This is a genomic window from Caulobacter sp. FWC2 (assembly GCF_002742625.1).
In the GTDB taxonomy this organism is placed as follows: Bacteria; Pseudomonadota; Alphaproteobacteria; order Caulobacterales; family Caulobacteraceae; genus Caulobacter.
In genome coordinates this window covers 2,343,557-2,358,942 of the sequence record NZ_PEBF01000001.1, presented here as the reverse complement: position 1 = coordinate 2,358,942, position 15,386 = coordinate 2,343,557, and the positions used below count along the sequence as shown (strand labels likewise).

Sequence of the window (15,386 nt, the reverse complement as noted above, 5' to 3'; positions counted from 1 at the left end):
TGTTATCGGAGGGCAACACGCCCCCCACACAAACAAGGCCATGCTAGAGGATTTTTCGCCGAAAGCGACAAGCGCGCAGGGAAAATTTCCGCAAGACCGCGCGGACCGAAGGCTCGTCGATCGAATATCGCTCCGATCTCAGACGGCTTTTTGGCGCGCTCGCTCGATATAGGAGCGCCGCAGGCCGATCGCCACCGGACCAGGCGCTCCGTCGCCCAGCTTGACGCCGTCGACTTGGGTGATCGGCGTGACCAGCGAACCGGCCCCGGTAATGAACGCCTCCCTCGCGGCCTGGGCCTCGGCGATCGTGAACGGCTTCTCACTGAACGGCAGGCCGGTCTCGCGGATCACTTCCAGCAAGGTCGAGCGGGTGATGCCGCGCAGGATGTTGGCGTTGGTGTCGCGGGTGCGCAGCATGCCCTCGGCGTCGATGATCCAGGCGTTGGACGAGGCACCTTCGGTGACGAGGCCCATGTCGTCGACGAACCAGGCCTCGATCGCGCCGCGCTCGCGGGCCGCCTGCTTGGCCAGGGCGTTCGGCAGGAGGCCGATCGACTTGATGTCGCAACGCCCCCAGCGGTTCTCGGGGACCGAGATCACCGAGGCGCCCTTGGCGGCCTTGGATTCGGTGGCCGCGCGGTCCAGCGACTTGGCGGTGATGACGATCGAGGGCGGGACGGCCGGGTTCGGAAAGGCGTGGTCGCGCCTGGCGACGCCGCGGGTGATCTGGATGTAGCAGAGCCCTTCCTTGACCTTGTTGCGTCGCACCGCCTCGCGCAGGACCAGGGTCAGCGATGCCTCGCTCATCGGATGGGCGATGCGCAGCTCGTCCAGGCTGCGCCACAGGCGGGCGAAGTGGCCTTCGGCGTCGGCCAGCTTGCCGCCAAACACGGCCCAGACCTCGTAGACGCCGTCAGCCAGTTGATAGCCGCGATCCTCGATATGCACGGCGGCCTCGCCGTGACGCACGAAGCGGCCGTTCACATAGGCGAAACGCGACATCTACTCTTCCTCCTCCGCCCGGGCGCCGGCCACGCCCAGGGACTTCAGCTTCCGGTGCAGCGCCGAGCGCTCCATCCCGATGAAATTGGCGGTGCGCGAGATATTGCCGCCGAACCGCAGGATCTGAGCGTTTAGATATTCGCGCTCGAAAAGTTCCCGGGCCTCGCGCAGCGGCAGCGCGATGATCCGCTCGGCTCCGATCGCCCCGGCGTGGCCAGCGCTGGGCTGGTCGGCGCCGGCTAGCATATCGGCGGTGATCACCTCGCCCGGCTCGCCCGAAGCCAGGATCAGCATACGCTCGACGTTGTTACGCAGCTGGCGGACATTGCCCGGCCAGGTCTGCACCTGCAGCGTGGCCAGTGCATCCTCGCCGAGCTTGCGGCGCGCCAGACCGGTGGCCTCGCTGATCTTGTCGACGAAGTAGGCGATCAGCTCGGGAATGTCTTCGCGACGTTCGGCCAGGCCCGGCACGCGGACCGGCACCACGTTCAGGCGGTGGAACAGGTCTTCGCGGAAGCGCCCGCTGGTGATCTCGTCACGCAGGTCCCTAGAGCTTGACGAAATCACCCGCACGTCGACCTGGACGTCATTGTCGCCGCCGACCCGGCGGAAGCGCTGCTCGACCAGAACCCGCAGGATGCGGCCCTGCGTCTCGCGCGGCATGTCGGCCACTTCGTCGAGATAGAGGGTGCCGTTGTGAGCGCGTTCGAACACGCCGATCTTGCGCGGCCGACCGCCCTCGCCTTCCTCGCCAAACAGCTCGACGTCGAGACGCTCTGGGGCCATGCCGGCGGCGCTGACCGCCACGAATTCCTGCTTGGCGCGGGTGCTTGCCCCGTGGATCAGGCGCGCCACCAGTTCCTTGCCCGAACCCGGCGGGCCCGAGACGAGGATGCGGCTATTGGCCGGGGCCACCTTGAGGATCAACTGCCGCAGGGCCTGGGCCGGCGCCGACTTGCCGATCAGGCCATCCGGCGTCAGGGTCTGGGTCCGCAGGCGACGGTTCTCGCGGCGCAGCCCGGCCGCCTCCAGCGCCCGCTCGACGATCATCAGCAGGCGGTCGGACTTGAACGGCTTTTCCAGGAACTCGTAGGCGCCGCGCTTGATGGCGCTGACAGCGGTCTCGATGTTGCCGTGGCCCGAGATCATGATCACGGGCAGGTCGGCGTCCAACCCCTTGACCATGTCCAGCAGCTCCAGGCCGTCCATGCCGCCGCCCTGCATCCAGATATCCAGCACCAGCAGCGCGGGCTTGCGGGCTCGGATCGCGGCCAGGGCCTGGTCGGAATCGGCGGCCGTGCGCACCGCATAGCCCTCATCCTCCAGGATGCCGGCCACCAGCTCGCGGATGTCGGCTTCGTCATCGACCACAAGAACGTCGGCGCTCATATCATCTCCTCAGCGCCGCTACGGATAGCGGCGTGCAGTCGTACGGTCGTCGGGAATTTCAGGATCACGCGGGCTCCGGGAAGCTCGCGTGCGTCGATCAGGGCCAGGCCGCCGCCATGGTCCTCCATGATCCGCTTGACGATGGCCAGGCCCAGACCTGTCCCCTTCTCGCGGGTGGTCACATAGGGTTCGGTCAGGCGATCGCGGTCCTTGGCGGGCAAACCGACGCCATTGTCCTCGATCGTCACGCACAGTTCGTCAGCGTCCGCGCTGAGGATCGCGGTGATCCGGCCCTTCAGGTCGGGATCGGCCAGGCGGCGCGCGCCGACGGCCTCGCCGGCGTTCTTCAGGATGTTGGTCAGGACCTGGCCGATCATCCGCTCGTCGCAGGTGATCCAGACGTCCTCGCCGCCCGGTTCCTGCAGCTTGACCTCGATCTCGGCGTCCTGGAAGCGCTGGGCGAAAACGGCTTGTCGCAGCATCTCCGTCAGGTTGGCCGGTTCGAAGCGCGGGGCCGGCATGCGGGCGAAGGCCGAGAACTCGTCGACCATCCGGCCGATGTCGCCGACCTGACGGATGATCGTCTCGGTGCAGCGGTCGAAGGTCTCCAGGTCGCTGGCGATCTCCTTGCGGTACTTGCGGCGCAGGCGCTCGGCCGAAAGCTGGATCGGGGTCAGGGGGTTCTTGATCTCGTGGGCGATGCGGCGCGCGACGTCCTTCCAGGCGGCGTTGCGCTGGGCGGCCATCAGGCGGGTGATGTCGTCGAAGGTCAGGACGAGCCCCTCGGCCACATGGCCGGCGGCGCGGACCCGCAGGCGCCGAGTCTCGCCCTCGCGCTGGATGTCGACCTCGACATCGGTGTCGGGGCGGCTTTCCTGCAGCGCCTGCATCACCGTCTCGAACTCGGGCGCCAGCTCGATGAGGTCGGTCCCAAGCGCGCCGTCCGGCAGGCCGAGCAGAGTCACGGCGCGGCGGTTCACCGCCGAGACCTTGCCGTGCTCGTCAAGGCTGACGACGCCGGCGCTGACCCCGGACAGCACCGTCTCGATGAACAGGCGGCGGCTCTCGGCGTCGAGGCTGGCGGCCTTCAGCGCGGCCTGCTGCAACTGCAGCTCGCTGGTCATCATGTTGAAGGCGTTGGACAGCGCCCGGATCTCCTCGGGGCCGGTGTCGGCCTCCACCCTGGCGTCGAGGTCGCCGCCGGAGACGCGACCAGCCGCCTCGACCAGACCGGCCACCGGGCCGGCGATCGAGTTGGCGGCGGCAATGCCGACCCAGATGGCGGCCACCAGAACCAGTAGCGCGGTCTCCAGGTAGCTAAGGCCGAAGATCGCCTGGATTCGTCCGCGGCTGCGCTCGGCGTCGCGGTACGAGACCAGGGCGTCCTGGGTCTCGATCAGGTGGGTCAGGATGCCCTTCTCGATCGGCCGGACCACATAGAGATAGGCGTCCGGGAAGGCGCTCAGCTTGTAGAGAGCCCGGAAAAGGTCCGTGGAGACAAACCGCTGGGCGGTGACTTCGCCAGTGTCCGTGGCCTGGTAGCTGGACGGCGGCGGGGCCAGGAACGGCGGAGCGTCCCGCAGCTCGGCCCGCGCCAGGACGCGGCCGTCACGGTCGAGAATGTAGGCGGCGGCGAAGCCGTTGTTCTTGGTCTCGTCGGCCAGGAAGTGTCCGAAAGCCACCGGCGAATGGGCCAGGGCCGGCGCGGCCTCATTGAGGTTCGCCGCCATGGGGCCGATGTGCTCGGAGATGTAGTTCTTCTGCTGTTCGACATAGGAGATCGCGACCTTGGCCGAGTTGCCGACGACGGTCTGGACCCGCTGACTGAACCAACCGTCCACGCCCCTGTTGACCAGCACGCCGAAGAACAGCGCCACGATAACCGCCGGGGCCACCGCCGCCAGCGAGAACAGGCCGACGAAGCGCAGGTGCAGGCGGGCGCCAGCGTCGCTGGCCCGGGCGTCGATCAGGTCGTAGAGGCGCAAGCCGACCACGGTGGCCACGCCCAGGATCAGCACCAGGTTGAAACCCAGCACCACCAGGATGACCGTCGAGGCGGTGCTGATCGAATCGGTCTTAGGCGGCGACGAGGCCAGGGCGACGCTGGCGACGGTCAGGATGACCGCCAGGGCGTAGGCCCCGCCCGTCAGGTAGCGCGACCGCAGAAGTTCCCGCCACCAGGCCCGGCTGAACCGGGTCGGCGGGTCTTCCGATCCCGTCGCGTAAGCCACTGAAGACATCGCCGACGAGTTTAGGAGCGTGTGTCCTAAATTCAACAGCTATGTGCCGAGAAAGCTTCAGCGCGTTTTCTCGCGGCGGCCGCCGGCGCGTGAGCGCTCAAGCTATCGGCGACCTCTCGTCATCTCGACGCCCAGGTCCTGGATCTTCTTGCGCAGGGTGTTGCGGTTCAGGCCGAGGATCTCCGCGGCGCGCACCTGGTTGCCACGCGTCGCCGAGAGGGTCAGCTGGATCAGAGGACGCTCAACCTCTTCCAGAATCCGGTCGTAGAGGCCGGGCGGCGGCACGCCGTCGGGCTGGTCGGCGAAGTGCGAGGCCAGATGGCGCTCTACCAGCATAGACAGGGTCAGCGGCCCCTCCTCCGACCGGACGGCCGGGGTGTGGTCCTGCAGTTCGCGGTCGACGATACGGGCGGTGATCAGTTCCTCGGCATAGAGGGCGCACATCCGGCGCATCAGGTTCTCGAGCTCGCGGACGTTGCCCGGCCACGGATGGGTCTTCAGGCGATCCAGCGCGCTCTGGTCGATGGTCTTGGACGGCAGACCTTCCCGGGCGGCGCGCAGCAGGAAGGTGCGGGCCAGGTCCGGGATATCTTCCACGCGATCGCGCAGCGGCGGCAGGCGCACGGGCGCGACGTTGAGGCGGAAGAACAGGTCCTCGCGGAAGAGGCCCTGCTGGATCAGGCCGCGCAGGTCGCGATTTGTGGCGGCGATGATCCGCACGTTCGGACGGCGGCCCGTCTTGGGATTGATCACCGGCTCGGTGCCGTCGATGACGCGCAGCAGGCGGGTCTGGGCGTCCAGCGGCATGTCTCCGATCTCGTCCAGGAACAGCGTGCCGCCGTCGGCCTCGACCAGGCGACCGTTGTCGCCCTCACCGCGTCCGAACAGCTCGGCCTCGACCCGCTCGCGCGGCACGGCGGCCAGGTTGATGACCACGAACTTGCCGTCTCGACGGCGCCCCAGTTCATGCAGGGCGCGGGCGACCAGCTCCTTGCCGGTGCCGCTTTCGCCGAGGATCAGAACCGTCAGGTCGGCCCCCACCAGGCGGGCGATGGTGCGATAGACCTCCTGCATCGGCGCCGAGCGGCCGATCAGCGGCAGGCGCTCATCGCGCATGGCGCGGGCCTGGGCCTTGGAAGCCTCGGCGTCGGCCGGGCGCGACAGGGCCCGGCGAGCCGCCGCGGTGACGTCGTCGAGATCGAAGGGCTTGGAGATGTATTCAAAGGCGCCCGCGTCAGCGGCATTGACCGCTGTCAGAAGGGTGTTCTGGGCGCTCATCACGATGATGGGCAGCTTGGGCCGCTCCTTGCGGATGCGCGGCAGCACGTCGAACACGTTCTCATCCGGCATCATCACATCGGTGACGACCAGATCCCCCTCGCCGTCCGTGACCCACTTCAGCAAGGTGGTGGCGTTGCCGGTGGCGCGGACCTGGTAGCCAAGACGGGTGAAGGCCTGGCTCAGGACGAGCCGCACCGAGCTGTCGTCGTCGGCGATCAGGATCTTCTTGCTCGCGGCATTCATGCTCGGACGTCTCCGGGGGCGATATCAAGGGCGGGCGCGACGGGCAGCAGCACGCGGAAGACGGTGCGGCCGGGTTCGGATTCGAAATCGATCAGACCGCCATGCGCGGTGACCAGCTTGGTGACCAGCGCTAGGCCGAGGCCCGTGCCGTTGGCCTTGGTGGTCACGAAGGGCTGAAACAGGTGGTCGCGCAGGCTGGCCGGCACGCCGGGGCCGTTGTCGATCACCTTGACCTCGATCGGCGCGCCGCTGGCGGTCTTGCCGTCGGCGCCGCGCACGCGGACCCCGGGGCGCCAGGCAGTGTGAATGGAGATCTGGCCACGATCATCGCCTCGCATATGGGCGGCCTCGGCGGCGTTCTTGGTCAGGTTCAGGAAGACCTGGATCAGATGGTCCTCGTCGCCCCACACTGGCGGCAGGGACGGATCGTAGCTTTCCTTCAGCGTCAGGCCGTCGGCGACGCCGTTGGCGACCAGGGCCCGGACGCGGTCCAGCACCTGGTGGATATTGACGGGCTCACGCGGGGTCGGCGCCTCTTCGGAGAAGGCCTCCATGCGGTCGACCAGGCGGCGGATGCGGTCGGTCTCGTCGACGATCAGCTGGGCCAGAGGCTGGTCGACGGCGCTGGCGCCGGTCTTCAGCAGCTGGGCCGCGCCGCGTATCCCGGCCAGCGGGTTCTTGATCTCGTGGGCCAGCATCTTCCCAAGGCCCACGACGGAGCGCAGGCCGGCCGCGTCGGCGGCCTTGTCCACGCCCAGGACGCCCTTGACGTGCAGAGTCAGCAGGACCGACCCGTCGCCCAGGGGCGCCGCGGCGCCGTCGGCCTCGAACGGCGGCTGGCCGAACAGGTTGACCTCGACGCCGTGCTCGCGAACCAGAGCGCCTTCGAAGATCGCGCGGTCGAGGAGAGAGACAAGAACCGAACCCGGCGGCAGTGCGGCGCGGAAGCGGCCACGCGCCAGCAGCGACAGCCCATGACCAAACAGCGCCTCGGCGGCTTCGTTGACCGCCACCAGCCCGCCGTCGCGATCGACCACCAGGGCGGGTTCGGGACTGAGGTCGAAGGCGGCGGCCTTCAGGGCCTCGGGGGTGACACCACCCAGGACGCGGGCGCGGTCGGTCATGCGGCTAATCTCCCGCCCGCCAGCCACAGGTCGCGCAGGGCGGCCTCCACGGCGGCGGGATCTTCAAGGCGGCACAGAGTCGCGCGAGCATTCCGGCGCGCCTCGGCCGTCTCCGGCCAGGGCGCGGCCTCGATGTACGAGGCCAGGTGCTTGCGGAACATCTTCAGGCCCAGCGGCTGGCCATAGAAGGCGAGGCTGCGGCGGAAATGGGTGAGCGCGATCGCCAGGCGCTCCTCGGCCTGGGGCTCGATGAAATCGCGACCTTCAAGCGCGGCCTCAATGGCGCCGGCGATCCAGGGGCGACCATAGACGCCACGGCCAATCATCACGCCGTCTGCGCCAGACTGCTCCAGGGCCATGCGGGCGGTGTCGCCATCAATGATGTCGCCGTTGACCAGGACGGGGATCGAGACAGCCTTCTTGACCGCAGCGACGGCGGTCCAGTCGGCGACGCCCTTGTAAAACTGGCTGCGCGTGCGGCCATGAACCGTGATCGCCTTGGCGCCGGCCGCCTCGGCTCGGCGCGCGATGTCAGGGGCGTTGCGCAGATTGTCGTCCCAGCCCAGCCGCATCTTCACGGTGACGGGAATGTCGACAGCCTCGACCGCGGCGCTGACAAGGGCTTCGGCCAGGTCAGGCTCGCGCATGATGGCCGAGCCCGATTGCTGGCCGGCGGACACTTCCTTGGCGGGACAGCCGAAGTTCAGATCGACGATCTGGGCGCCGGCGTCGGCGGCCATGCGCGCGCCCTTGGCCATCAAGCCTGGATCGCGACCGACCAGCTGGACGACCATCAGTGGCAGCCCCTCGCCCACGGCCGCGCGGCGCACCACATCGGGCCGCCCCCGCGCGAACTCGGCGCAGGCCACCATTTCCGTCGCCACATAAGGCGCTCCCAGCGCCGTGGCCGTTTCCCTGAATGGCAGGTCCGAGACCCCGGTCATGGGCGCAATCCACACCCGACCGGGAACTTCGACCCCGCCGATATCGAGCGTGTTGCTCATTTTATGATCATCCCCGTAGCATTCTTTTTAGGCACATTGTGCAACGCAGTAAAGCCCTATCGACTGGACTTCGGCAGCGACCGGACTAAACAGCCGCCATGACCTTTTCCGCCGTGATCGTCGCCGCCGGTTCGGGAAGCCGAGCCGGTCCGGGCCAGGCCAAGCAGTGGCGGCTTGTCGCCGGAAAGCCTGTGCTGCGCTGGTCGGTCGAAGCCTTCATGGCGGCCGGTGCGTCTGACATCGTCATCGTGACAACGCAAGATGGTGAAAAGGCGCTGGTCGATGTGCTGGCCGGCCTTTCGGGATGGCGCGCGGCGCTTGGCGGCGCGACTCGTGCCCTGTCGGTGCGGTCTGGCTTGGCCGCCCTGGCCGATCGTCCAGAGGACCAGCCGGTCCTGATCCACGACGCAGCACGTCCGTTCGTGACCCGCGCGACCATCGACGGTGTGTTGCGGGCGCTCGACACCGCCGACGCCGCCCTCCCCGCTCTGCCCGTCGCCGATACGCTTAAGCGCGCCGAACCTGGCCAAAGCCCGATCACGACTTCGCGGGAGCATCTGTGGCGCGCACAGACCCCTCAGGCCGCCCGTCGTAACGTCCTGCTTGCCGGCTATGCCGCCTGGACCGGTGACGAACCGACCGACGACACCCAGGTGGTGGAGGCCGCGGGCGGCCGCGTAGCCATCGCACCGGGCGACCCGCTCTTGCTGAAACTCACCTATCCCGAGGACTTCGCCATGGCCGAACGGCTCGCCGGCGCCGCGCGCATCACCCGAGTCGGCCAGGGCTTCGACGCTCACCGCTGGGGTCCGGGCGAAGAGGTGTGGCTGTGCGGCGTCGCCATCAAGCACGACGAGACCCTGGTCGGACACTCGGACGCCGACGCCGGCCTGCACGCCCTGACCGACGCCCTCCTGGGGGCGATCGGCGAAGGCGACATCGGCGACCACTTCCCGCCGACCGACCCGAAGTGGAAGGGCGCGGCCTCGGATCAGTTCCTGAAGCACGCCGCTGACTTGGTCACCGCCAAGGGCGGCGCCATCATCAATGTCGACGTGACCTTGATCTGCGAGCGGCCCAAGATCAAACCGCACCGTCTGGCGATGCGCGAGAAACTCGCTGAGATCCTGGCCCTTCCGCTCGACCGGGTCAGCGTCAAGGCGACCACGACCGAGAAAATGGGCTTCACCGGCCGCGGCGAAGGGCTGGCCGCCTCCGCCGTCGTGGCGGTCGAGACGCCGGCCTGAACGGGCTAAGCTGAAGACGAAACCGGAGACGCCGATGTTCCCGCTGGAAATCGAGACCCTGGCTCGACTGCTGATCGACGAGGCGCGCGGCAAGTCGCTGCGCCTGGTCGCGGCCGAGAGCTGCACCGGCGGCCTGGTGGCCGGCGCGATCTGCGCGATCTCCGGCGCGTCAGACGTCTTCGAACGTGGCTTCGTCACCTACACCAACCGCGCCAAGTCCGAGATGCTGGGCGTGCCGGGCGACCTGATCGCCGACCATGGCGCCGTCTCCGAGCCCGTGGCGCGGATGATGGCCGAAGGCGCGCTGCGCGAAAGCAACGGCCATGTCGCCGTCTCGATCACCGGTATCGCCGGTCCTGGCGGGGGCACGCCGATGAAGCCGGTTGGCACGGTCCACTTCGCCGTCGCCCGCGCCAACCGCTCGGTCGTCCATCGGCACGAGCATTTCGCCGGCGAGACCCGCGAGGCCGTTCAGTTGGCGGCGGTGCGAACCGCCCTGGAAATGCTGCGAGAGGCAGTGGCCTAGTGCCGGAGACCGCGCCCAGCGACTGGCGGCGCTTCGCAGGCGTCGGCTTTTCGCAGAAGGCACTCAAGGCTGCGGCGGCCCGCAAGACCGAGATACGACACGCCATCCGCGTCTCAGCGGCGGTCGGCGCGGCCTTCGCCCTGGCGACGCTGCTGCGCCTACCTCAGGGCTACTGGGCCGTGTTCACCGCCGTCATCGTCGTGCAGTCCAGCCTGGGCGCGACAATCACCGCCTCCATGGAGCGCTTCATGGGGACGGTTGTCGGGGCGTTGGCCGGCGCCGTGGCAGCCTATTTCCACTCCAAGTGGCCGGAGTTCGGCGGGCTGATACTGTGCGTGACGGTGGCCCTGCTGGCGTTCGTGGTCTCGGTGCGGCCGGCGCTGAAGGTGGCGCCGGTCACCGCTGTAATCATGCTGATCGGCCAGGCGACGCATATGGATCCGCTGGTCGCCGCCAGCCTACGGGTCGCCGAGATCACCGTCGGCAGTCTCGTCGGTGTCGCAGCCACCCTGCTGATCTTCCCGGCCCGGGCCCACGCCTCTGTCGTAACCAGCGTCCAGAAGATCGCCGGTCTGCAGGCCCACATCCTCGACAGCTACATCCTCATGCTGCGGGGCACGCCAGGGCCGACCGACTATCTCAAGGCCCAGGACGACCTGCGCGCGGCTCTGGCCAAGCTGCAGACAGCCATGACCGAGGCCGATCGCGAGAACGCCACCAAGCTCAGCGAGCGATCGGTGTCCGACGCCCTGCCCCGCACGCTATGGCGGCTGCGCAATGATACAGTGATGGTCGGCCGCACCCTGCGTGAGCCTCTGCCGGCCGAAGGCTTAGCCCCAGCCGCCGCCGACATGCTTGAAGCCAGCGCGAAATTCCTGCGCGGCACGGCCGATCTTCTTGCCGGTGGCGCACGACCGGACCGTCTAGCCTTCGCTGAGGCCCATCAGACCTTCCATGCCGGCGTCGAGGGTTTGCGCAAGAATGGCCTGACTCGGGAATTGGAGTTCGACGACGCCGCGCGGGTGTTCGGCCTCGTCTTCGCGATCGAGAACCTGTTCGGCAATCTCAGCGACTTCGAGGAACGGATCGAGGAAGCGGTGGCGAAAAAGGACTAGGCCTTGACGCCGTAGACCTGCCGCGCGCGATCCTCGAAGCAGGCGATCAGCTTGTTGGCGGCCTTGTCGATATTGGCGGCAAGCATGGCGTCGAGCAGCGCCGATTTGAAGGCGAAATCGATCACGAATTCGACGCGCGTGATCTCGCCCTCCGGCACGAACCGCCAGCCGTTCGAGAGCCGCTTGAACGGTCCATAGAGCAGGCTGACGTCGATGCTGAGCGCTTCGTGGTCGCGGCGCACGCGGGTGGCGAACTTCTCGCGCAGGAACGAGAAGCCCACCTGGGCCTCGGCATCGACCGTGCTGACCGGACCGTCGACGCGGCCGTTCCAGGTGCGCATGCCGGTGATCCACGGCACGAACTTCGGATAGGCCTCGACGTCGCCGACGAGCTCGAACAGTTGCTCGGGCGCGTACGGCAGCACACGCGTGACCACGTGACGGTGCAAGGCGTTACGCCGTGCGGGCGTCGAGGGCCCGACGGGCCGCCTGCAGCTTGGCGAAGTCCTCACCCGCATGGTGCGACGAGCGGGTCAGCGGGCTGGACGAGACCATCAGGAAGCCCTTGGCCCGGGCGATCGCCTCATAGGCCTTGAACTCTTCCGGCGTCACGAAGCGGTCGATGGCCGCGTGCTTGCGGGTCGGCTGCAGGTACTGGCCGATAGTGATGAAGTCGACGCCGGCCGAACGCATGTCGTCCATGACCTGCATGACCTCCTCCTTGGTCTCGCCCAGGCCGACCATCAGGCCGGACTTGGTGAACTGGGAGGGGTCGCGCTGCTTCACGCGATCGAGCAGGCGCAAGGAGTTGTAGTAGCGGGCGCCGGGACGGATCTTCAGATACAGCCGCGGCACGGTCTCAAGATTGTGGTTGAAGACGTCCGGCTTGGAGTCGATCACCACGTTTTCGGCGCTGTCCTTGCGCAGGAAGTCGGGCGTCAGGATCTCGATGGTCGTGCCCGGCGCAGCGGCGCGGATGGCCGTGACCACCTCAGCGAAGTGGCGCGCGCCGCCGTCCAGCAGGTCGTCGCGATCCACCGAGGTGATGACCACGTGCTTGAGGCCCATCTTGGCGACGGCCTCGGCCACGCGGCGCGGCTCGTCGGGATCCAGCTGGGTCGGCAGGCCGGTCGTGACGTTGCAGAAAGCGCAGGCGCGGGTGCAGATCTCGCCCATGATCATCATGGTCGCGTGTTTCTGGCTCCAGCACTCCCCGATGTTCGGGCAGGCCGCCTCCTCGCAGACCGTGGTCAACTTGTGCTCGCGCACGATGCCCTTGGTCTCGTTGTACTGACCCGAGCCGGGGGCGCGGACTCGCAGCCACTCGGGCTTACGAAGAACCGGCGTGTCCGGACGGTTCTGCTTTTCGGGATGGCGCACCGCCCGGTCATCCGGGCCGCGAGCCTTGAGGGTGTCGATCACCGTGGCCATGGCGCCTAAATCGGTCTTCTTGGCTCGCGGATCAAGCGCTTGATCTTGCTTAAGTCAGCAACGCGCGAAATGACTGTGCCGGTATGCGTCGCCGCCTCCTCGCTATCGCCCTAGCCTTGACCGTTTCCGCCTGTGGCGACGGGGCCTCTCGCGCGCCTTTCGCCGAGAGCCGGACGCCGCCGTCGCTGAGCGCGCAGTTCTACCCGCCTCCGGGCTGGGCCTGGGGCTATGTCCGTAGCGGCGACGGTTTGGTGCAGCGCTACGGCGTCACCGCGCCGCCGGTCGCGCCCAAGGCGACGATCCTGATTCTGACCGGCTATGGCGAGAGCGCCGAGAAGTGGTTCGAGACTGTCACGGACCTGACCGCCCAGGGCTTCTCGGTCTGGGTGCTTGAGCGCCAGGGCCAGGGCGGCTCCGAGCGGGAGACGCCCTGGCGGGACCTTGGGCATGTCGACAGCTTCGATCCGGACGTCGCGGCCGTCCGCGCCCTGGTAAAGGGGGTGATACGGCCCAGGCCCGACGCGCCGCTTGTGATCGTGGGTCATTCCGAGGGCGGCCTCGTCGCTCTGCGCGCCGCCCAGCAAGGCCTGGCAATGGACGGCCTGGTCCTGTCCTCGCCCGCCTTCGGCCTGACCGCCCTGCCCCGCCCGCGCGCCGACTTCGCCAAGTTCACGCCGGCAATGCGGTTCATGCGGCTCGGTTGGATCAAGACGCCGGACCAACTCGGCTGGCGGCGTGACGCGCCCGGCGACGGACTGACCCACGACCCGGTCCGCGGAAAGGTGCAGGCGGCCTGGATGCGGGCCAATCCGGACCTACGCATGGGCGGACGGAGCCTGGGCTGGTTCGCGGCCTTCTTCGACGCGTCGCAGGCCGCCGCGAAGGATATTCGCAAGTCCAGCGTCCCGACCCTGATGTTGACCGCCGGCCAAGACAAAGCCGTTTCCGCCACGCCCCAGGACAGGCTCTGCGCGGCCATGGTCACCTGCCAGGAGACCCGCTACCCGAAGTCGAGACACGACCTGCACATGGAATCGGACGCGGTTCGCAAGGCCTGGCTGGCGGCGATCGTCGATTTCACCCGCGCCCGCACAACCGCCAGACCCTTGCCCCGCAAGGGTGAACCCCACGGTTTGTGACTCTTTCTTGCAAAGCTGGACCTTCCCCGGCAGACTCGGCGTTCAAGGAACGGGAGCGCGCTTTCGCTCTACGGGGAGGTTTCGCCGGTATGGCGGTAGCTTACAACGCGCAAGCTGGCGAAAAGGCCATCTTCGACGCCCTCATCGACGCCCGCGACAAGTATGGCGCCAAGAAACCGATCCTGGAGGACCAGGATCGCAATCCGCTCAGCTATACGGACCTGATCCGGGCAAGCTTCGCGCTTGGTCGCAAGATCGCGGCCATGACCGCGCCAGGCGAGCACGTCGGCGTACTGCTGCCTTCGGGTTCGGGTTCCGTGGTGACGTTCTTCGCCCTTCACGCCTTTGGGCGCGTGCCGACCATGCTGAACTTCACGGCGGGCCTGCGGAACATCAAGGCCGCCTGCAAGCTGGCCAAGATCAAGCGCGTGCTGACCGCCCACAAGTTCATCGAGCTGGGCAAGCTGCATGACATAATCGACTGCGTCGGCGAAATCGCGGAAATCACCTATCTGGAAGACGTGCGGGGCACGATCGGCTTGAGCGACAAGCTGTTCGCGGCCGCCGCCGGCCTCTTCCCGCGCCAGTTCCGCGCCCAGGCCAAGCCCTCGGACAAGGGCGTTGTGCTGTTTACCTCTGGCAGTTTCGGCGCGCCGCGTGGCGTGGTGCTGACCCAGGCCAACCTGGTGTCGAACGCCCATCAGATCGCCGCCCACATCGCGCTGGATCCGGCCTGGGTGTTCTTCAACCCGCTGCCGGTCTTCCACTGCTTCGGCCTGACCGCTGGGGTGATCCTGCCGCTGATGACCGGCATGAAGGCGTTCCAGTACCCCTCGCCATTGCACACCAAGCAGATCCCGCCGCTGATGAAGGACGTCGGCGCCTCAGTGCTTTTGGCGACGGACACCTTCGTCAACCAGTACGCCCGCTCAGCCGAGCCCGACGAGCTGTCGGGCCTGAAGTTCATCGTCTGTGGCGCCGAGAAGGTGCGCGAAGAGACGCATAACCTGATCGCCGAGAAGTTCGGCGGCGTGCCGGTGCTGGAAGGCTATGGCGCGACCGAGGCTTCGCCCGTGATCGCCGTCAACAAGCCCAACGACAATCGCCGGGGGACGGTCGGCGGCCTGCTGCCGGGCCAGGAATGGAAGATCGAGCCCGTCGAGGGCATTCCCGAGGGCGGCAACCTGCTGGTGCGCGGACCCAACATCATGGCCGGCTACCTGCGCGAGGATGGCGGAGTCGATGCGCCCCAAGGCGGCTGGCATGACACGGGCGACGTGGTCACTGTCACCGATGACCTGTGGATCACCATCAAGGGGCGCGTGAAGCGCTTCGCCAAGATCGGCGGCGAGATGGTCTCCTTGACCGCCGCCGAGGACCTGGCCTCCGCCGTGTGGCCCGACGGCCGCCACGCCGTGATCTCGATGCCCGACAAGAAGAAGGGCGAGAAGCTGGTTCTGGTCACCGACCGTCCCGACGCCGCCGTGGCGTCGCTGGTCGCCCACGCCCAGACCATCGGCGCGCCCGAACTGGCCGTGCCGCGCAAGATCCTAAAGGTGCAGGAAGTGCCGGTGCTGGGCAGCGGCAAGACCGACTATGTCGCCATCCAGCGGATGGCCGAGACCGACGCCCGCGCCGCGTAAGT

The 15,386-nt window shown here is 67.8% G+C and carries 13 protein-coding genes; 5 read left to right on the top strand and 8 right to left on the bottom strand.

Annotated elements, in window-relative coordinates; all coding sequences use genetic code 11:
- Positions 1 to 138: 138 nt before the first annotated feature.
- The 6 genes from CSW62_RS11295 to dusB all read right to left on the bottom strand — a co-directional run bounded on the left by CSW62_RS11295 (position 139) and on the right by dusB (position 8,283).
- Positions 139 to 1,002, bottom strand: coding sequence for a D-amino-acid transaminase (locus CSW62_RS11295; RefSeq protein ID WP_099577823.1), 864 nt, complete (start codon positions 1,000 to 1,002; stop codon positions 139 to 141).
- Positions 1,003 to 2,391 (bottom strand): nitrogen assimilation response regulator NtrX, encoded by a 1,389-nt coding sequence (gene ntrX / locus CSW62_RS11290; RefSeq protein ID WP_099577821.1) that lies wholly within the window; start codon positions 2,389 to 2,391, stop codon positions 1,003 to 1,005.
- Positions 2,388 to 4,631, bottom strand: coding sequence for a PAS domain-containing sensor histidine kinase (locus CSW62_RS11285; RefSeq protein WP_099577819.1), 2,244 nt, complete (start codon positions 4,629 to 4,631; stop codon positions 2,388 to 2,390). Before CSW62_RS11285 ends, ntrX begins: the two co-directional genes overlap by 4 nt.
- A gap of 102 nt (positions 4,632 to 4,733) precedes the next feature.
- A complete protein-coding gene (locus CSW62_RS11280) occupies positions 4,734 to 6,155 on the bottom strand; it encodes a sigma 54-interacting transcriptional regulator (RefSeq protein WP_099577817.1) in 1,422 nt (473 codons plus the stop codon).
- Positions 6,152 to 7,279, bottom strand: a complete 1,128-nt coding sequence (locus tag CSW62_RS11275; RefSeq protein WP_099577815.1) for a nitrogen regulation protein NR(II) — start codon at positions 7,277 to 7,279, stop codon at positions 6,152 to 6,154. The genes CSW62_RS11280 and CSW62_RS11275 overlap by 4 nt, the downstream gene beginning before the upstream one ends.
- Positions 7,276 to 8,283, bottom strand: coding sequence for a tRNA dihydrouridine synthase DusB (gene dusB / locus CSW62_RS11270; protein ID WP_099577813.1), 1,008 nt, complete (start codon positions 8,281 to 8,283; stop codon positions 7,276 to 7,278). Before dusB ends, CSW62_RS11275 begins: the two co-directional genes overlap by 4 nt.
- Before the next feature lie 98 nt (positions 8,284 to 8,381).
- Here dusB and CSW62_RS11265 point away from each other — a divergent pair, with 98 nt between their 5' ends.
- From CSW62_RS11265 to CSW62_RS11255, 3 genes are read left to right on the top strand one after another with little or no spacing between them, the layout of a single operon-like run.
- A complete protein-coding gene (locus CSW62_RS11265) occupies positions 8,382 to 9,530 on the top strand; it encodes a bifunctional 2-C-methyl-D-erythritol 4-phosphate cytidylyltransferase/2-C-methyl-D-erythritol 2,4-cyclodiphosphate synthase (protein ID WP_099577811.1) in 1,149 nt (382 codons plus the stop codon).
- 34 nt (positions 9,531 to 9,564) lie between these two features.
- Positions 9,565 to 10,056, top strand: a complete 492-nt coding sequence (locus tag CSW62_RS11260; protein ID WP_099577809.1) for a CinA family protein — start codon at positions 9,565 to 9,567, stop codon at positions 10,054 to 10,056.
- Positions 10,056 to 11,171 carry an FUSC family protein gene (locus CSW62_RS11255; protein WP_099577807.1) on the top strand — a complete coding sequence of 372 codons (1,116 nt, stop codon included), beginning with the start codon at positions 10,056 to 10,058 and terminating at the stop codon, positions 11,169 to 11,171. The genes CSW62_RS11260 and CSW62_RS11255 overlap by 1 nt, the downstream gene beginning before the upstream one ends.
- On the opposite strand, the gene CSW62_RS11250 is transcribed toward CSW62_RS11255, so the two are convergent.
- Entirely contained in the window at positions 11,168 to 11,620 is a 453-nt protein-coding gene (locus CSW62_RS11250; protein WP_099577805.1) for a type II toxin-antitoxin system RatA family toxin, read from the bottom strand. The genes CSW62_RS11255 and CSW62_RS11250 overlap by 4 nt on opposite strands.
- Before the next feature lie 4 nt (positions 11,621 to 11,624).
- Positions 11,625 to 12,602 carry a lipoyl synthase gene (gene lipA / locus CSW62_RS11245; protein ID WP_099577803.1) on the bottom strand — a complete coding sequence of 326 codons (978 nt, stop codon included), beginning with the start codon at positions 12,600 to 12,602 and terminating at the stop codon, positions 11,625 to 11,627.
- 83 nt (positions 12,603 to 12,685) lie between these two features.
- Here lipA and CSW62_RS11240 point away from each other — a divergent pair, with 83 nt between their 5' ends.
- The gene (locus CSW62_RS11240) at positions 12,686 to 13,741 is read left to right on the top strand and encodes an alpha/beta fold hydrolase (RefSeq protein ID WP_099577801.1); all 1,056 of its coding nucleotides are present in this window, start codon (positions 12,686 to 12,688) and stop codon (positions 13,739 to 13,741) included.
- Positions 13,742 to 13,830: 89 nt separating this feature from the next.
- On the top strand, positions 13,831 to 15,384 hold the full coding sequence (locus tag CSW62_RS11235) for an AMP-binding protein (protein WP_099577798.1): 1,554 nt from the start codon (positions 13,831 to 13,833) through the stop codon (positions 15,382 to 15,384).
- The last annotated feature ends 2 nt before the right edge of the window (positions 15,385 to 15,386 follow it).